This is a genomic window from Baekduia alba (genome assembly GCF_028416635.1).
Taxonomy (GTDB): domain Bacteria; phylum Actinomycetota; class Thermoleophilia; order Solirubrobacterales; family Solirubrobacteraceae; genus Baekduia; species Baekduia alba.
In genome coordinates this window covers 1424710-1441933 of the sequence record NZ_CP114013.1, presented here as the reverse complement: position 1 = coordinate 1441933, position 17224 = coordinate 1424710, and the positions used below count along the sequence as shown (strand labels likewise).

The 17224-nt window shown below is 71.8% G+C and carries 20 protein-coding genes and 1 riboswitch; of the genes, 3 read left to right on the top strand and 17 right to left on the bottom strand.

Annotation, left to right across the window (positions count from 1 at the left end; genetic code table 11):
- Window positions 1-153: 153 nt before the first annotated feature.
- The 12 genes from glyA to DSM104299_RS07020 all read right to left on the bottom strand — a co-directional run bounded on the left by glyA (window position 154) and on the right by DSM104299_RS07020 (window position 10997).
- Window positions 154-1446: a serine hydroxymethyltransferase gene (glyA, locus tag DSM104299_RS07075; RefSeq protein WP_272476591.1), complete on the bottom strand. Its 1293-nt coding sequence runs from the start codon at window positions 1444-1446 to the stop codon at window positions 154-156.
- A gap of 26 nt (window positions 1447-1472) precedes the next feature.
- Window positions 1473-1557: riboswitch (ZMP/ZTP riboswitch) on the bottom strand.
- A 6-nt stretch (window positions 1558-1563) separates the two neighbouring features.
- Window positions 1564-2028 (bottom strand): ribose 5-phosphate isomerase B, encoded by a 465-nt coding sequence (gene rpiB, locus DSM104299_RS07070; protein WP_272476590.1) that lies wholly within the window; start codon window positions 2026-2028, stop codon window positions 1564-1566.
- Between the two features lie 74 nt (window positions 2029-2102).
- Window positions 2103-2726 carry an L-threonylcarbamoyladenylate synthase gene (locus DSM104299_RS07065; RefSeq protein ID WP_272476589.1) on the bottom strand — a complete coding sequence of 208 codons (624 nt, stop codon included), beginning with the start codon at window positions 2724-2726 and terminating at the stop codon, window positions 2103-2105.
- A 1-nt stretch (window position 2727) separates the two neighbouring features.
- Window positions 2728-3570 (bottom strand): peptide chain release factor N(5)-glutamine methyltransferase, encoded by an 843-nt coding sequence (gene prmC / locus DSM104299_RS07060; RefSeq protein WP_272476588.1) that lies wholly within the window; start codon window positions 3568-3570, stop codon window positions 2728-2730.
- Between the two features lie 11 nt (window positions 3571-3581).
- A complete protein-coding gene (gene prfA, locus DSM104299_RS07055; protein ID WP_272476587.1) occupies window positions 3582-4625 on the bottom strand; it encodes a peptide chain release factor 1 in 1044 nt (347 codons plus the stop codon).
- A gap of 51 nt (window positions 4626-4676) precedes the next feature.
- Window positions 4677-5717: a DUF1385 domain-containing protein gene (locus DSM104299_RS07050; RefSeq protein WP_272476586.1), complete on the bottom strand. Its 1041-nt coding sequence runs from the start codon at window positions 5715-5717 to the stop codon at window positions 4677-4679.
- A gap of 13 nt (window positions 5718-5730) precedes the next feature.
- Window positions 5731-5943, bottom strand: coding sequence for a 50S ribosomal protein L31 (gene rpmE / locus DSM104299_RS07045; RefSeq protein WP_272476585.1), 213 nt, complete (start codon window positions 5941-5943; stop codon window positions 5731-5733).
- Between the two features lie 68 nt (window positions 5944-6011).
- On the bottom strand, window positions 6012-6776 hold the full coding sequence (locus DSM104299_RS07040) for a CARDB domain-containing protein (protein WP_272476584.1): 765 nt from the start codon (window positions 6774-6776) through the stop codon (window positions 6012-6014).
- 104 nt (window positions 6777-6880) lie between these two features.
- A complete protein-coding gene (locus DSM104299_RS07035; RefSeq protein ID WP_272476583.1) occupies window positions 6881-8635 on the bottom strand; it encodes an electron transfer flavoprotein-ubiquinone oxidoreductase in 1755 nt (584 codons plus the stop codon).
- Between the two features lie 4 nt (window positions 8636-8639).
- Entirely contained in the window at window positions 8640-9614 is a 975-nt protein-coding gene (locus DSM104299_RS07030; protein ID WP_272476582.1) for an electron transfer flavoprotein subunit alpha/FixB family protein, read from the bottom strand.
- Between the two features lie 33 nt (window positions 9615-9647).
- Window positions 9648-10442, bottom strand: coding sequence for an electron transfer flavoprotein subunit beta/FixA family protein (locus DSM104299_RS07025; protein WP_272476581.1), 795 nt, complete (start codon window positions 10440-10442; stop codon window positions 9648-9650).
- Window positions 10443-10568: 126 nt separating this feature from the next.
- On the bottom strand, window positions 10569-10997 hold the full coding sequence (locus tag DSM104299_RS07020; RefSeq protein ID WP_272476580.1) for a cobalamin B12-binding domain-containing protein: 429 nt from the start codon (window positions 10995-10997) through the stop codon (window positions 10569-10571).
- Window positions 10998-11120: 123 nt separating this feature from the next.
- Here DSM104299_RS07020 and DSM104299_RS07015 point away from each other — a divergent pair, with 123 nt between their 5' ends.
- Window positions 11121-11363: a hypothetical protein gene (locus DSM104299_RS07015; protein WP_272476579.1), complete on the top strand. Its 243-nt coding sequence runs from the start codon at window positions 11121-11123 to the stop codon at window positions 11361-11363.
- 16 nt (window positions 11364-11379) lie between these two features.
- Here the strand turns inward: DSM104299_RS07015 and DSM104299_RS07010 are convergent, their stop codons facing one another.
- From DSM104299_RS07010 to DSM104299_RS06990, 5 genes are read right to left on the bottom strand one after another with little or no spacing between them, the layout of a single operon-like run.
- Window positions 11380-11706 carry a cupredoxin domain-containing protein gene (locus tag DSM104299_RS07010; protein ID WP_272476578.1) on the bottom strand — a complete coding sequence of 109 codons (327 nt, stop codon included), beginning with the start codon at window positions 11704-11706 and terminating at the stop codon, window positions 11380-11382.
- Window positions 11707-11750: 44 nt separating this feature from the next.
- A complete protein-coding gene (locus tag DSM104299_RS07005; RefSeq protein ID WP_272476577.1) occupies window positions 11751-13427 on the bottom strand; it encodes an acyl-CoA mutase large subunit family protein in 1677 nt (558 codons plus the stop codon).
- Between the two features lie 36 nt (window positions 13428-13463).
- Window positions 13464-13967 carry a MarR family winged helix-turn-helix transcriptional regulator gene (locus DSM104299_RS07000; RefSeq protein WP_272476576.1) on the bottom strand — a complete coding sequence of 168 codons (504 nt, stop codon included), beginning with the start codon at window positions 13965-13967 and terminating at the stop codon, window positions 13464-13466.
- Window positions 13968-13979: 12 nt separating this feature from the next.
- Entirely contained in the window at window positions 13980-15173 is a 1194-nt protein-coding gene (locus DSM104299_RS06995) for a potassium/proton antiporter (RefSeq protein WP_272476575.1), read from the bottom strand.
- A gap of 4 nt (window positions 15174-15177) precedes the next feature.
- Window positions 15178-15324 (bottom strand): hypothetical protein, encoded by a 147-nt coding sequence (locus DSM104299_RS06990; RefSeq protein ID WP_272476574.1) that lies wholly within the window; start codon window positions 15322-15324, stop codon window positions 15178-15180.
- 87 nt (window positions 15325-15411) lie between these two features.
- Here DSM104299_RS06990 and DSM104299_RS06985 point away from each other — a divergent pair, with 87 nt between their 5' ends.
- Both DSM104299_RS06985 and DSM104299_RS06980 read left to right on the top strand, forming a co-directional pair.
- Window positions 15412-16356, top strand: a complete 945-nt coding sequence (locus DSM104299_RS06985) for a sensor histidine kinase (RefSeq protein WP_272476573.1) — start codon at window positions 15412-15414, stop codon at window positions 16354-16356.
- Window positions 16353-17012, top strand: a complete 660-nt coding sequence (locus tag DSM104299_RS06980; protein ID WP_272476572.1) for a response regulator — start codon at window positions 16353-16355, stop codon at window positions 17010-17012. Before DSM104299_RS06985 ends, DSM104299_RS06980 begins: the two co-directional genes overlap by 4 nt.
- Window positions 17013-17224 lie beyond the last annotated feature (212 nt).

The window sequence follows — 17224 nt, the reverse complement described above, 5'->3', positions numbered from 1 at the left end:
GCGGCGGAGCGCGGCGGCGGAGGCGCCGCCGGCGACGACAACGGACCGGTGCGGAAGCGCGGACCGCGGCCAACGGCGTGCCGCGCCACCGAGACGCTGCAAGGCGTGTCAACCGAGGCGCCGCGTCGGAGCGCGGCGCCTCGGAGGCGCTCGCTACGCGGCGGCGCCCGCGCCGAGGTGCTCGTAGAGCGGGTAGCGGTCGGCGATCGCCGATACGCGGTCCGCGAGCTCGTCGTGCTTGGTGTCGAAGTCGGGCGTCAGCGCAGTGGCGATGATGTCGCCGACCTCGCGGAAGTCCTCGAGCTGGAGGCCGCGGGTCGCCAGCGCCGAGGTGCCGACGCGCAGCCCGCTCGTCACCATCGGCGGGCGGGGGTCGAACGGGACGGCGTTGCGGTTGACCGTGATGCCGATGTCGTGCAGGCGGTCCTCGGACTGCTGGCCGTCGATCTCGCTCTCGCGAAGATCCACCAGCGCCAGGTGCACGTCGGTCCCGCCGGTCAGCACGTTCACGCCGTGACCGGCGCCCATGAGCGCCGCGGCGACCGCCTGCGCGCCCGCGACCGTGCGCTCCTGGCGCTCGCGGAACGCCTCGGACGCCGCGATCTTGAACGCGACCGCCTTGCCGGCGATCACGTGCTCCAGCGGCCCGCCCTGCTGACCCGGGAACACGGCGCTGTTGATGGCCTTGGCGTGCTCCTCGGTGCAGAGGATCAGCCCGCCGCGCGCGCCGCCCAGCGTCTTGTGCACGGTCGACGTCACGACGTCGGCGTACGGCACCGGGTTGGGGTGCAGCCCGGCGGCGACCAGGCCGGCGAAGTGCGCCATGTCCACCATCAACAGGGCGCCGACCTCGTCGGCGATCGCGCGGAAGCGCTCGAAGTCCAGGATCCGCGAGTACGCGCTCCAGCCCGCGAGCAGCAGCTTGGGCTTGCGGTCCTTGGCGATCCGCTCGACCTCGTCCATGTCGATGAGCGACGTCTCGCGGTCGACCTCGTACGGCGCGATGTCGTACAACCGGCCGCTGAGGTTCAGCTTCATGCCGTGTGACAGGTGGCCGCCGTGCGGCAGCGCCAGGCCCATGATCGTGTCGCCGGGCTGCAACAGCGCGTGGTACACGGCCGCGTTCGCCTGTGCGCCCGCGTGCGGCTGGACGTTGGCGTGGTCGGCGCCGAACAGCGCCTTGGCGCGGTCGATCGCCAGCTGCTCGATGACGTCGACCCACTCGCAGCCGCCGTAGTACCGGCGGCCCGGATACCCCTCGGCGTACTTGTTGGTCAAGACGCTGCCCTGCGCCTCGAGGATCGACTGGGGCACGAAGTTCTCGGACGCGATCATCTCCAGCGTCCGCTGCTGGCGCTCCAGCTCGTGCTGGATGGCGTCGGCGACCTCCGGGTCGACGTCCGCAAGCGGGCGGGTGAAGAAGTCGGGGCTCAGATCGGAAGACACGGCGGCAAGCTCCTTTACGGATTCCGATGGGATGCCCAGGCGCGCGGCAGAACAGTTGGTGTCGCTCCCCGGAGGTTGCATCCTCCCTCGGCGCCAGTCGCGACGCCCTCGACGGTATCAGCCGGGAACGCGGTCGCGAACGGCCGAGCCGTCCAACGCGGAGATCTGGCCGACCCGGCGGGCGTGGCGACCGCCCTCGAACGTCGTGCGCAGGAAGCGCTCGACGATCGCGTCGGCCTGGTCGGGAGCGAGCCGTGCGCCGCTCAACGTCACCGTGTTGGCGTCGTTGTGGCGTCGCGCCATCTCGACCTCGCTCGGGTCGTGCGCGTTGACCGCCCGCACGCCCGCGACCTTGTTGGCGACGATCGCGACGCCGACGCCCGATCCGCACGCGAGGATCGCGCGCTCGGCCTGCCCGTCGCCGACCAGGCGCGCCGCCTGCTCCGCGAAGGCGGGGTAGTCCACCGACTCGGGCGTCTCGGTCCCGACGTCGAGGATCTCATGGCCGCCAGCCTCGAGCACGCGCTTGACGTGCTCCTTGAGGTGGTAGCCCGCGTGGTCCGACCCGATGGCGATGACCATGACGCGGCCAATGTACAACGGACGCGCCCGACATGGGACTCCGCGAGCGATCCCAAAGTCCGGGAACTTCGCCGTCAGGCCAGGCCTTCGAGCGTCGCCGCGACGCAGGAGCGGGCCAGCGCGCCCTCCCGGACGACCTCCCAGGTGCCGTGCTCCTCGAACGCGCGCAGGTCCACGACGGTCGACGCGGTGCCGTCGAGGTCGCCGGCGTCGAGCACCAGATCGACCGCGGAGCGGATCGCCGCCGGGATGTCCGCCACCCGCCGCGCGTCCGCCCCGCCGGACGGGTTCGCCGAGGACTGCATGACGGGCCAGCGCACGGCGCCGAGCGCGGCGGTCGCCGGGCCGAGCGCCGGGACGCGCAGCCCGACCGTCTCCGGATCCGGCCCGCAGGCCAGCGGGAACCGCCGCGTCGGGTTGGGCAGCAGGACCGTGACCGGGCCGGGCAGCAGCCCTTCGAGCCCCGCGACCGTCCGCGGCCCCAGCTCCGGCAGCGCGGCCAGCGCGAGGTCCAGCGAGAAGAGCATCACCGCCGCGGGTTTGTCCGGCCGCCGCCCCTTCATGGCGTACAGCCGCTCGACCGCCTCGCGCGTGTCGGGGTCGCACGCGAGCCCGTAGACCGTGTCGGCCCCGAAGATCGCCACGCCACCGACCGCCATGCAGCGCTCGAACGTCGCGGCCTGGTCGGGCGTGATCACCTCAGCGCCGTCCCAGCACCACGCGCTCGTGACCCGCGAGGTCGCAGACCGTCTCGACCTCCGGGAAGCCCGCGGCCGCGACCAGCGCCCGGACCGCCGGCGCCTGCCCGGCGCCGACCTCCAGCGCCAGCAGCTCGGCGTCGGTCGCCGCCGCCTGCGTGACCAGCGGGCGGATCGTCCGCAGCCCGTCGGCGCCCGCGAACAGCGCGAGCTTCGGCTCGTGGCCGACGACCTCGGGCGCCATCGACGCCCGATCGCCGTCCTGCACGTACGGCGGGTTGGAGACGACGACGTCGACGTGCGGGTCGATGCCGTCGAGCAGGTCGCCCTGCGAGAACGTGACGTCGAGCCCGAGGCGCTCGGCGTTGGCGTGCGCCACCGCCAGGGCGTCGGGCGAGACGTCCGAGGCGCTGACGCGCAGGTCGGGCCGCTCGTCCTTCAGCGCGAGCGCGATCGCGCCCGAGCCCGTCCCGACGTCGTGCACGCGCGCTCCGGACGGCAGCTCGAGAAGCGCCTCGACGAGGTGCTCGGTCTCTGGCCGCGGGACGAGCACGCGCGCGTCTACGTGCAGGTCCAGATGCCGGAAGCCCTTGTGGCCCACCAGGTAGGCCACCGGCACGCGCTCGACCGTACGGCGCCGGATCGCGTCGCGGAACCAGCGCGCCGCGTCGCCGGTGACCTCGCGGTCGGGGTCCAGCCACAGCGTGGTGCGGTCGACGCCAAGCGCGTGGCCGAGCAGCACCTCGGCGTCCAGGCGCGGCGAGTCCACCTTCGCCGCGTTCAGCGCGACCAGCGCCGAGTCCAGCGCTTCCCGCACGCCAGGGCCGGCGAAAGGCGAGGGCATCGACTGGCGGCCTAGGCGGCCTGCGACTCCAGGCCGCGGCGCTTCTCGTCGTCCTGCAGGGCAGCGGTGAACTCGTCGAGCTCGCCTTCGAGGACCGCGTCCAGGTTGTGCGCCGTGTGCTTGATGCGATGGTCGGTGACGCGCCGCTCGCCGTAGTTGTAGGTCCGGATCTTCTCGGCGCGATCGCCGGTCCCGACCTGCGAGCGGCGCGCGTCGGCGGCGGCCGCCTGCTGCTCGGCCAGCGCGGCCTCGTAGAGGCGCGCGCGCAGGACGCGCATCGCCTTCTCACGGTTCTGCAGCTGCGACTTCTCGTCCTGCATCGCGACCGCGATCCCCGTCGGCTTGTGCGTGATGCGCACCGCCGAGTCGGTGGTGTTGACCGACTGGCCACCCGGGCCGCCGGAGCGGTAGACGTCGATGTTGAGGTCGTTGGGGTCGATGTGGATGTCGACGTCCTCGGCCTCGGGCAGGATCGCCACGGTCGCGGTCGAGGTGTGGATGCGACCCTGGGACTCGGTCGCCGGCACGCGCTGCACGCGGTGCGTCCCGCCCTCGAACTTGAAGATCGAGTAGGCGCCGTCGCCCTTGATCGCGAAGGTGTACTTGCCGTCGCCGACGTCCATGGGCTCTGCAGTGAACCCGCGACGCTCGGCATAGCGGGTGAACATCCGGTAGAGGTCGCCGGCCCACAGCCCGGCCTCCTCGCCCCCGGCGCCGCCCTGGATCTCGACGATGACGTTCTTGTCGTCGTTGGGATCGGGCTCGACCATCGCGAGCCGGATCTCCTCCTCGAGCTCCTCGATGCGCGCCTCGGACGTGCGCAGCAGATCGCGCAGCTCCGGATCCTCACCCTCGGTCAGCAGCTCGCGGGCGCCGGCCTGGTCGTCGACCGCGTGGCGCCAGTCCTCGGCCAGCTTCGCCGCGGGCTCCAGGCGCCGGTACTCACGCCCGACCTCGGCGTAGCGGTTGCGGTCACCGATGACCGCGGGGTCGGTGATGAGGCGACCGACCTCGGCGAACCGGGACTCGATCTGGTCGACGAGGGACTCGATCATGCGACCTTCGAGCCTACCGTTGTGCGACCGACGGTCGCACAGCCGCGCTGGCTAAGCCACCACTTCCATGCCGAGCATCTCCTCTTCGGAGGCCCCCATCGGGTTCTCCACCGCGAGGACGGCGTTCATGGCGGCGATCGCGACCGCGAGCTGATCGAGGTCGGGCTCGCGGGTCGTCAGCTTCTGGAGCATCAGGCCCGGCCACATGATGGCCCGGACCCAGGCGCGGCGGCGGTTCTTGCCGGCGAACTTGATCAGCTCGAACGAGATGCCGGCGATCAGCGGGACGCCGACGATGCGCGTCAGGACCAGGAAGTACCAGGCGGGCAGGCCGATCGGGGCGAAGACGAAGATCGCGACGATCATCACCACCAGGAGGAAGCTCGTGCCGCAGCGCGGGTGCAGGCGGCTGAAGCGCTGCGCGTTGGCGGGCGTCAGCTCCAGCCCGGCCTCGTAGCACGAGATCGTCTTGTGCTCGGCGCCGTGGTACTCGAAGACGCGGCGCAGGTCGCGCAGCCGCGAGAGCAGCAGCAGGTAGCCGAGGAAGATGCCGGTGCGCAGCACGCCCTCGACCAGCCAGAACAGGAACGACGAGTTCAGCTGGTCCTTGATGAGCGAGGTCAGCCCGACCGGGATGACGAAGAAGAGGCCGACCGCCAGCAGGATCGCGACGACGACGGTGCCGGCCCAGACGCCGCCGGAGATCTCCTGCTCGTCCTCGGGCAGCTGCGCGTTGGCGCTGATGCCCAGCGCCTTGAAGCCGATGGCGAGCGACTCGCCCAGGGCGACGACGCCGCGGATCAGCGGCAGGCGCAGGACGCGGTGCTTCTTGAGCACCGACGTGAGCGGCTGCGAGGTGACCTCGATCTCGCCGAGCGGGACCTCCTCGGCGTCGAGCCCGCCCTCGTGCAGCTGCTCGGGCAGGGGCTTGCGGACCGCGACCGACCAGGTCGAGATCCCGCGCATCATCACGCCCTCGAGGACGGCCTGGCCGCCTACGGGGGCGTCACGCTGCGCGACGAGCTGATCGCCGAACGCACCGTCTCCGACGGCGACAGCAGCGCCGTCGGTGCTCTGCGGTGCGTTGGGCATCAGGTGAGGGGTGCTAGTCCTTCTTGGCCGCGCGAGCCTGGCGGCGCTTGAAGCGGTCGATGCGACCGCCGGTGTCCACGAGCTTCTGGCGGCCCGTGTAGAAGGGATGGCACTGCGCGCAGACCTCGACGTGGATCTCGGACTGCGTCGAACGCGTGTAGAAGTCGTTGCCGCAGGTGCAGGTGACGTGCGACACGACGTATTCGGGGTGGATTCCGGTCTTCATGATCGTGGCCCAGTGTAGCGTCACGCGACCGTCCGGAACGCGCACCTCAGCGGTCCGACGTCCCCTGGCTATGCCAACGGGCAGGGTCGCTCGACGACGTCGTCGGACTCGACGCTCTCGTCCACTGTCTCCGCGACGTCCAGCGTGACCGTGATCGTCGACCCCGGCGCGCAGCGAGGCGCGGCCAGCGAGCCCGTCGCCTGCGCACCCGGCGCGATCGGGCCCAGCGTGATCGGGTCCGACACGACGCCGCCGACGGTGATCGTCACCGCGAACGGGTCCGCGTCGCTGTGGCCCTCGTTCTCGACCGACACCGTGTAGGCCGCCTGCGCCTTGCCGACCGGCGCGGCGTCGAGGCCCGCCAGGACCAGGTCCGGCCGCGGATCGGGCTGGTCGCAGATCGCGGTCGTCCGCGTCGTCGTGCGCTGTGCGTGGCCCTTGGCGTCCAGCCAACGGAACGTGACCACCGCGCGATAGGCGGCGGGCGCCGTCAGCCCCTCGACGCGCTTGCTGAACACGAGGGCGTCGCGGCCCGCGTCGCTGGTGACCCAGCCGCTCCAGCCCGGGACCGCCACCTTCTTGAACGGCGCCTTCGCGCTGGTGCCCAGCCGCTGCATCAGCGCGAAGCGCATCTGCAGGCGCTTGGTCTTGACCGCCGCCGGCATCGTCCCGGTGAAGACCGCGGCGCGCGTCGCCGGATCGGTGCCGGTCGTGCACGTCGTGACCTTGGCGCCGAGCGCCGGCTTGTCGGCCGCGCCCGCCCAGGCGGGAGCCGCCGCCGCCACGAGGGCCACGGCGCCGAGCATCGTGATGGAGGACCTGAGGCGGCGCATGCGCACTCTTCCAACCAGCGTAGGGCCGCGGTGTTGCGGTCGAGAACGAAGAGGGGCGCCATCTCAGACGCCCCTCCCCCCGTGCTGCTCGTCGCGCGTGAGCGCTACGTCTGCTGGTAGAGCGGACCGTCGCCGCCCTCGGGCGTCGTCAGGCGCCCGCCCTTGGCCGTGATCGCGCCGCACTGCACGCAGTTGGTGTAGTTGACGATCACGTCGACGTTGCCGTGCTCCGGCGCGTCCTCGGGGATCTCGTACACGCCGGCCGGGCACATCCAGCGCCAGGTCTCGGCCACCTCGCGCGGCACGCTCTTGCGCACGCGGATGTGGTTCGGCGCGTCGTCGCGGGTCGCGTTGCCCGTGATGAAGACCGACGACAGCTTGTCGAACGTGTACTTGCCGTCCGGCTTGGGATAGCCGTCCTTGGTCTTGCCGATGAACATCGGCTTCTGGTCCTGCTTGTGCCACGCCAGCTTGCCCGGAGGCAGCTTGCCCTTGGTCACGATCGCCAGGTTGACGAGCGGACCGCCGCGCAGGAAGCCCTTCTGGAACGGCTGGCGCGTGTTGCGGACCTCGTACAGCTCCTTGCCGATCGAGGACTCCTCGACGGCGTCCTCGTAGGACTCCAGGGAGGTCTTGCCGCTCTTCAGCGCCTCGAAGATCGCCTCGCCCGCGAGGATGCCCGACTTGATGCAGTGGTGGACGCCCTTGAGCGCCACCGTGTCGACCATGCCCGCGGAGTCGCCGACCAGCAGCGCGCCCGGCATCGTGAGCTTGGGCATCGACCAGTAGCCGCCGCCCGGCAGCGCCTTGGCGCCCCAGCCGACGCGCTCGCCGCCCTCGAGGATCTTCTTGACCAGCGGATGCAGCTTGAACTGCTGCAGCAGGTCGTGGGCCGACGTGGTGGCGTCGGCGTAGTCGAGGTCGACCACGAAGCCGATCGAGACCAGGTCGTCCCCGGTCTTCTCGTCCTTCATCGGGTAGATCCACGTGCCGCCGATCTGGCCGTACTTGGCCGAGATCTTGACCGGCCACGGCCCGATCGTGTGGATCAGGCGGTCCAGCGGCTTGGCGACCTTCCAGACCTCCTTGACCCCGAGCTCCCAGGTCTGAGGCTCGGCGCCGGCGGCCAGGTCGAACTCGCGGATCGCGGGACCGGTGAGGTGGCCCCAGCAGCCCTCGGCCAGCACCGTGAACTGCGCGGTGATGTCCGTGCCGGGCTCGAAGTTGCCCAGCGGCTCGCCGTCCTTGCCGCGACCCTTGTCGCCGGAGCGGACGCCGCGGACGCGGCCGTCCTCGACGAGCAGCTGCGTCGCCGCGGTCTCGGTGAGGACGTAGGCGCCGGCCTCCTCGGCCAGCCGCTGCTGGTAGCGCGCCAGCGCCGAGACCGAGATGACCTCGTTGCCGTGGTTCTTGAACGGCGGCGGCGGCGGGATCCGGATCGCGTGCTTGGAGGTCGGCGTCATGTAGACGGCCTCCTTGTGCACCTCGCCGTAGGCCCACCCCTCCTTGCGCCAGTCCTCGCGCGTGAGGTCGGGGTAGAGCTCCTCGAGCGGACCCGGCCGGACGACCGCGCCGGACAGGTTGTGCCCGCCGCAGACCTTGGCCTTCTCGATGACCGCGACCGGGACCTCGCCGAGGCGCTCGAGGACATCGCCCCCGCCCGCCGCATCGTCCGCGAGCAACTGCAGCAGGCGGTTGGCCGTGGCCAGGCCCGCCGTGCCGCCGCCGACGATCGCGACGCCGACGTCGATGCGCTCTTCCTCGTCGTCCAGCGTGCGCTTGATGAACTCCGCCTGGGGGTCGACCGGCGGCGGGTACGCCGCCGGTGCCACCTTCCCGTTGCCGTTGTGGCCGGCCATGGCGCTAGCCCTTGCGGGCCTTCACCGCCTCGGTCAGCTTCGGCAGGATCTTGTTGAGGTCGCCGACGATGCCGAGGTCGGAGAACTCGAAGATCGGAGCGTTGGCGTCCTTGTTGATGGCCACGATGTTCTCCGAGGCCTGCATGCCGACCTTGTGCTGGATCGCGCCCGAGATGCCCGCCGCCAGGTACAGCTTCGGCGCGACGGTCTTGCCCGTCTGGCCGATCTGCGCCGCGTAGGGGTACCAGCCGGCGTCGACCACGGCGCGCGTGGCGGCGACCGCGGCGTTGTTGCCGAAGGCCTTGGCCAGGTCGTCGCAGAGCTCGAAGCCCTCGGCCTTGCCGAGGCCGCGGCCACCGGCGACGAGGATCGAGGCGCCCTCGATGTCGACGTCGGCGCCGCGCTGCTCGCCGCGCGTGACGATGTTGGCCTGCTGGGCCTGCGTCGACAGCTCGGTGGTGATGGCCTCGACCGGGGCGTCGCCGTCGCCGGTCTCCTTGACCTCGAACGCGTTGAGGCGGGCGATGATGATGCCCTTGCCCTTGTAGCGGGAGGTGGAGATCGACGAGTCGCCCAGGATCGGGCGCTCGGCGGCCAGCTTGCCGTCGACGACGTTGACGCCCGTGACCTCCATGGTCACGCCGGCGTCGATCCGCGCGGCCAGGCCGGCGCCGATCTCGAAGCCGAGCAGGCCGCCGCCGAAGACGGCGTACTCGTAGTCGCCGCCGTCGAACAGCTTGCCCAGCGTGTCGATGACGGGGCCGGCGAGGCCCTCGGGGCCCTCGGCCTTGTAGACCTTCTTGGCGCCGTACTTGCCGAGCGCGCCGGCCAGCTCGTCGCTGATGCCCTCGCCGACGACGACCGCGTGGGCCTCGCCGCCGAGCTCGCCCGCGAGGCGCGAGGCCTCGGCGACCGCGCCCAGCGAGTTCTTGTTGAAGGCGCCCTCGTAGTGGAGCGCGTAGACCAGGATGTTGCTCATCGCTGTGGTTCTCCTATCTCAGTCCGGAAGGGCCTAGGCGAGGAGCTTGCGCTCGTCGAGCCACGCGACGATCTTGGCCACGGTGTCGTCCGTGTCGTCGTCCTCGATGATCGTGCCGGCGGACTTGCTCGGCGGAGCCTTGAAGTCGCCGCACTTGACGTTCGAGCCGTCGGCGCCGACCTTCGACGCGTCGATCTCGGCGTCGCCGACGGAGACGGTCTCCAGCGGCTTCTTCTTGGCGCCCATGATCGCCTTCAGCGACGGGTAGCGCGGCTCGTTGATGGCGTCGCCGACGGAGATGACGGCGGGCAGGGTCACCTTGACGGTGTCGTAGCCGTACTCGGCCTGACGCTCGCAGGTGAGCTCGGTGCCGGCGATGTCGAGCTTGATGACCTGGGTCAGCGACGGCTGGCCGAGGTACTCGGCCACCACGGCGCCGATCGTGTAGCACTCACCGTCGTCGCTCTGCTGTCCCAGCAGGACGAGGTCCGGGCTCTCGCGCTTGAGCACCTGCGCCAGCGCGTAGCCGGTCGCGGCGACGTCGGAGCCCGCGAGGGCCGCGTCGCTGAGGTGGACGGAGCGGTCGGCGCCCAGCGAGACGGCCTTGTGCAGCGCGCGCACGGCGGACTCGGGGCCCATGGTGACGGCGACGATCTCGTCGACCTCGACGGCGCCACCCTCCTTGATCTGCATCGCAGCCTCGATGGCGTGCGTGTCATACGGGTTGAGGTTCTTCTCACCGCTGCGATCCAGACGACCCGAGCTCGGGTCGATGCGCTTCTGGACGGCGGCGTCCGGGACTTCCTTGACCAACACGGCGATCTTCACGGTGTCAGTGCCTCCTCTGGCGAACGAACATTCGGGATGGTACCCGTTCCGTTGACTGACGAGTCAATCGGGCGGGGTGACCGCACTGCTCCTGGGTGTTCAACGCGGTCCATGTGCCAGTGCTGGCTAGACGCCTTGCCGAGGCGAGGCCTCGACGGCGGACCGGATGAAGTCGATGATGTCCTGCGTGGGCGCGCCCGGCGTGAAGACCTCGGCGACACCGAGCTCCTTCAGCGGCGCGATGTCGTCGGACGGGATCGTCCCGCCGACGGTCACCAGGACGTCGTCGATGCCCTGCGCGGAGAGCAGCTCGACGATGCGGGGCACCAGCGTCATGTGGGCCCCCGAGAGGATCGACAGCCCGACGGCGTCGGCGTCCTCCTGGATCACGGTCTCGACGATCTGCTCCGGGGTCTGGTGCAGCCCGGTGTAGATCACCTCCATGCCGGCGTCGCGCAAGGCGCGCGCGATGATCTTTGCTCCGCGGTCGTGGCCGTCGAGGCCCGGCTTGGCGACGACGACGCGGATCTTGCGCTGAGTGGGAGTCGCAGACATGGTCGGTTCCTTCCGGCCAACGTGCCGCTGGTCCGGAGGCGCGGGGATCGTACCGACCGGAGGCCGTGGCGCGCGTCGCGGTGGCCGTTGCCGTTCACTCGCGGCGGATAGGCTCCGCCGTGCATGGCGGAGATCGAGGTCGGCGACGTGGTGCTCGCGATGGGCGCGACCGGGCGCTTCCACGCGGTGGTGAGCGGCGTCCGCCTCGGCCGCCTGGCCGTCGAACGGTGCGACGGACGCCCGTCCGGACCCCTGTCGCCGCGCGACGTCGTGACGGTGTACAAGGCCGCCGGCGCTCCAAGCGCGGAGCCGCCGCGGGTGCGGCAGCTCCGGCCCAGCGGCCAGCTGCGCCTCGATCTCGAGTAGCCGGGCCGCACTCGCCCTACTTGACCTTGACGGTCATCTTCATGCCGGGCGCGTGGATGGTGCAGACGATCGTGTAGGTGCCGGCCTTGGTCAGCTTCTTGGCGAAGCTGCCCTTGACCTGGGTCTTGGAGCCGAACTTCGCCGGGCCCTTGGTGACCTTCACGTTGTGCGGGGCCTTGCCCTTCCAGACCCACTTGACCGTCGTGCCCTTGCTGACGGTGATCTTCTTGGCGACGAAGACGTTGTCCTTGACCTGGACGGTCTTGGTCGCGGCGAGGGCCGGGATGGCCAGCGCCCCGGCCGCGATCGCGGTGGCGGCGCCTGCGGCGAGGTACTTCTTCATGGGACGGGTTCTCCTCCGGGAGTGAGCTTCGGGACGGTCGGCGCCTAGAACACCGGGGTCTCGGTGTAGGAGCCGAACACTTCCTGCAAGGCGTGGATGATCTCACCTTCGCTTGCGTGAACCCGCGCGGCGTCGAGGAGGTGCGGCATCAGGTTCTCGCCCTCGTCGGCCGCGGCCTGCTTGAGCGCCGCGAGGGTGGCCTCGACGGCGGACGCGTCACGGCGGCCCTTGACGCCCTGGACGCGGTCGATCTGCTTGCGCTCCAGCGCGGGGTCGATCCGGAGGATCTCGGTGTGGCCGTCGTCGCCCTCGGTGTAGCGGTTGACGCCGACGACGATGCGGTCGCCGTGGTCGATGCGGCCCTGCAGCTCGTAGCTGGCGTCGGCGATCTCGCGCTGGCAGAAGTTCTGCTTGACCGCCTCGACCATGCCGCCGAGCTCGTCGATGCGGCGGAAGTAGTCGTAGGCCGCCGCCTCCATCTGGTCGGTCAGGGACTCGACGTAGTAGCTGCCGCCCAGCGGGTCGATGGTGTCGACCACGCCGGTCTCGTGGGCGATGATCTGCTGGGTGCGCAGCGCGATGCGCACCGCGTCCTCGGTCGGGAGCGCGAGCGCCTCGTCGTAGGAGTTGGTGTGCAGCGACTGCGTGCCGCCGAGCACGCCGGCCAGCGCCTCGATCGCCGTGCGCGTGATGTTGTTGAGCGGCTGCTGGGCGGTCAGGGAGACGCCGGCGGTCTGCGTGTGGAAGCGCATCAGCAGCGACTTGGGGTTCTTGGCCCCGAAGGTGTCGCGCAGCTCCTTGGCCCAGATGCGGCGCGCGGCGCGGTACTTGGCGATCTCCTCGAAGAAGTCGATCTGCGCGTTGAAGAAGAAGCTCAGGCGCGGGGCGAAGTCGTCGACGTCGAGGCCGCGGTCGACGGCCTGCTGCACGTAGGTCAGGCCGTCCTTGAGCGTGAAGGCCAGCTCCTGCTGGGCGGTCGAGCCGGCCTCGCGGATGTGGTAGCCGGAGATCGAGACCGGATGCCAGCGCGGCATCTGCGTGGAGCACCACTCGACCATGTCCCCCATCAACCGCATGGCGGGGTCGATCGGGAAGCACCACTCCTTCTGGGCGATGTACTCCTTGAGGATGTCGGCCTGGATCGTCCCGGCGAGGTCGTGCGCGGCGACGGGGTGGGGGGACTGGGTCTCGGCGGCCACGACGTAGAAGGCCATCATGATCGCGGCGGGCGCGTTGATGGTCATCGACACCGACACGTCGCCCAGGTCGATGCCCTTGAAGAGGTCCTGCATGTCGTCGAGCGTGTCGACGGCGACGCCCTCGCGGCCGACCTCGCCGAGCGACATGGAGTGGTCGGAGTCGTGGCCCATCAGCGACGGCATGTCGAAGGCGGTGCTCAGCCCGGTCTGCCCGTGGTCGAGCAGGTAGTGGAAGCGCTCGTTGGTCTCCTCGGCCGTCCCGAACCCGGCGAACTGCCGCATCGTCCACAGCCGCCCGCGGTACATCGACGGGTAGACGCCGCGGGTGTAGGGGAACGCGCCCGGCAGCCCGATGTGGTCGGGCGCGTCGTCGACGTCGGCGGCCGTGTAGAGCGGCTTGACCTCCTCGCCCGAGAGGGAGAGGAACTCGGCGTCCCGCTGCGGGGTCGCGCCGTAGGCCGCCAGCCACTGGTCGTGGGTGACGGGCGTGGTGGTCGGCTTGCTCTGCTGCTCGGTGGCCATTTAGGAGGGATTCCTCATATCTCGGGGGACCACATGCTACGACACGAAATCGCCCGCGTCGAGCCGCAGCGTTCTCAGCGTGGTCGTCAGGCCCTCCTGCGCGTCGGCCGCGAGCGCGCCGAGGCCGAACTCGGCGGCGTTGAGGTCCTCGGTCGCCGCGCGCGCCGCGGCCCGCCCCTTCTCGGTGATGATCGCCAGCGTCGCGCGGCCGTCGCGCTCGGACGGCGTGCGGACGACGAAGCCGTCGTCCTCCAGCGCCGCGACGATCGACGACGCCGACGTCCGGTGGACCTGGAGGCGCTCGCCGAGCTTGCCGATCGGGAGCTCGCCGCGCTTGGTGTAGGACAACAGGACCAGCGCCTCGTAGCGCGGGAACGTCAGCCCGTGCGGCTTGACGAGCTCGTTCAGCCGCGCCATCAGCACCTGCTGGGCGCGCATGATCGACGTCACGGCCGCCATCGGGCGCGAGGGCTCCGCGCCCCAGCGCTCCTCCCAATGGCGGCGCGCCTCGGCGACGGGATCGATGCGCAAGGGCGCCATGAGCAGGCAAGGCTACTTCGGCAGCGCGGCCTCGCCGGTGGTCACCCCCAGCCGGCGCGCCAGGCCCTCGAAGGTCGTTCCCTGCAGGACCGTCGAGACGAGCACGGCGAAGAACGCGATCGCGAAGAACTCCTCGCTGCGCGGCACCCCCTCCAGGACCGGGAACGTCGCGAGCACGACCGGCACCGCGCCGCGCAGCCCGGCCCAGCCGAGGACGGCGCGCTCGCGCAGGTCGAAGCCGGCGCCCGTCGTCGCCACCAGCGCCGCCAGCGGCCGCGCGACGACCGCGGCGATCAGGGCGAGCACGGTGCCCTGGACGGCGACCGGCCCCAGCGCGTCGGGGAAGACGAGCAGGCCGAGCGTCAGGAACATCACGAGCTGCGCGACCCAGGCGAGGCCGTCGTGGAAGGTCTGCATCGCCTCGCGCTCGACCAGCGGCGCGCTGCCGAGCACCAGGCCGGAGAGGTAGATCGCGAGGAAGCCGGAGCCGTGCAGCGCGTCGCCGACGCCGAACGCGATCGCCGCCAGCGCCATCGACGCGACCGGGTACAGCCCGGCGGTCGTCAGCGGGAGCCGGCGCAGCAGCGCGACGCCGGCGGTGCCGACGGCCAGGCCCGCGACCGCGCCGACGCCGAGCTCGAGGACGAAGGCCGAGGCCATGTCCGCGATCCCGTAGCCCTCGGTCGTGATCCAGGCGCTGAAGCCGAAGACGAGCAGGACCGCCACGGGGTCGTTGAGGCCGGCCTCGCCTTCGAGCGTCCGGGCGACGCGGCGGCGCAGCGTCGAGCCGCGCAGGATCGCGAAGATCGCGGCGCCGTCGGTGGCGGCGAGGATCGAGCCGAGCAGCAGCCCTTCGAGCAGGCTGAGGTCCAGCAGCCAGGAGGCGGCCAGGCCGGTGAGGACGGCGGTGAGCGTGGTGCCGAGCAGGGCGAGCGCCAGCGCCGGGCGCAGGACGGGCCGGATCTCCGGGAAGCCGGCGGCCAGCCCGCCCTCGAACAGGATCGCGGCGAGCGCGATCACGCCGATCGTCTTGGCCAGCTCGTAGTCGTCGAAGTGCATCCAGCCCAGGCCGTCGGAGCCCAGCGCCATGCCGAGCCCGATGACGAGCACGAGGCCGGGGACGCGCAGCCGGTCGCCGACCTGGGAGACCGCGATGCCGCCGGCCAGCAGGGCGCCGACGACGAGCAGGAGCGTGCCGTCGCCCATCGGGTCAGGTGACCATCGCCGCGAGGACGACGAGCAGGCCGCCGACGACGAAGATCCCGGTCAGCAGCAGCCAGCCCTGGCGCTCCTCGCGCTTGGCGGCGGCCGCGTCGTCGTCGGTGGGGGTGTCGATCTCGGGGCGCTCGGTGGTCATGGTGTCGATGGTCGGCGACCGCGGGCCCGCGGACCATGGGGAGCGCTCCCCATCCCGCGCCGTCGCCGCGCGCGGCACCATGGGGGCATGACGCTGCTGCAGCGCGTGGTCGCCGGCAACGCCCTCGTCGTGTTCGTGGGCGCGCTGATCCTCGCGCTCTCCCCCGCGACGATCAGCCCGCGGATCACCGGCGGTGAGGCCGCGCTGCTGGCGGGCGGCGCCGTGCTCGCGCTGGTCGCCAACGTGGTGCTGATGCGCCGGGCGCTCGCGCCGCTGCGTGCGCTGGCGGGCGAGATGGCGGCGGTCGACCTGCTGGCGCCGGCGGCGCCGCACGGACCGCGCGCGGGCGTCGCGGAGGTCGCGGCGCTCGGTCGCGCGTTCGACGCGATGTTGGTGCGGTTGATCGCCGAGCGGTCGGCCAGCGCGCGGCGGGCGATCGCCGCGCAGGAGGCGGAGCGGGCGCGGATCGGGCGCGAGCTGCACGACGAGGTCGGCCAGGCGCTGACCGGCGTCGCGCTGGAGCTGCAGGGCGTCGAGGCGCTGGCCGGCGCGGCGCGCGACGAGCGGCTGGACGCGGCGCGCGAGGCGCTGCGGTCGGCGTCGGACGGCGTCCGCGAGATCACGCACGGCCTGCGGCCCGAGCCGCTGGAGGACTTCGGGCTGCGCGGCGCGCTCGTCGCGCTGGCCTCGACCCTCGCCGACCGCGCCCGGCTGCGCGTCCGGCGCGAGCTGCCGCCGGGGCTGCCGGCGCTGCCCGCCGAGACCGAGTTGGTGGTCTACCGCGTCGCGCAGGAGGCGCTGACCAACGTGGCGCGCCACGCGCAGGCGCGGGAGGTCGTGCTGAGCGTCGCGGTCGCGGGCGACACGATGGTGTTGGTCGTCGCCGACGACGGCGCCGGGCTGGGCGGCGCCCCGCCCGGCACGGGCGTGCAGGGGATGCGCGAGCGCGCGCTGCTGGCCGGCGGGACGCTGACGATCGACGACGACGCGGGCGGCGGCACGCGCGTCCGGCTCGCGGTGCCGCTGGCGTGAGCGTGCCGCTGAAGGCCGGCGTCCTGATCGCCGACGACCACGCGATGGTCCGGCGCGGGCTGCGCCACGTCCTGGACGCCGCGCCCGACCTGCACGTGGTCGCCGAGGCGGGCGACGGCATCGAGGCGGTGCGGCTGGGCGTGCGCGACGACGTCGACCTGGCGATCCTCGACGTCGCGATGCCGCGCCGCACCGGGCTGGCGGCGGCGCGCGAGCTCAGCGCGCGGCGGCCCGGCCTGAAGATCCTGATGCTGTCGATGCACGACGTCGACCAGTACTTCTTCGAGGCGCTCAACGCCGGCGCCGCCGGCTACGTGCTCAAGTCCGCGGCCGACCGCGACCTGCTGGAGGCGTGCCGCGCGGCGCTGCGCGGCGAGCCGTTCCTCTACCCGCCGGCCGTGCGCACGATCATCCGCGAGCACCTCGACGCGGCGGCCGCGGGCGAGGAGACCAGCGGCGAGGTCCTGACGCCCCGCGAGCAGGAGGTCGTGAAGCTCGTGGCCGAGGCCTACACGACCGAGCAGATCGCCGAGCTGCTGGTGATCTCTCCCCGCACGGTCGAGCGCCACCGCGAGAACATCCTCAACAAGCTCGGGATGCGCGACCGCGTCGAGCTGACGCGCTACGCGATCAGGCGCGGCCTGGTCGAGCCGTGAGCGCGGCGAGGTCGTCGCGCAGGCCGAGGGTCGCTGGCGCGGGTGGCAGAGTCCCGGACGTGAGCGATCCGATCGGCGACGCCGGCGAGGCCCCGGGCTTCCTGCTTGGCGTGTGACGCAGCGCTGGCAGCGCGCGATCGTCGCCGCGCTGCGCCCGCTCGACCTCACCCACGCGCAGCTCGTCCTGCTGATGTCGACGTGATGGATGACCA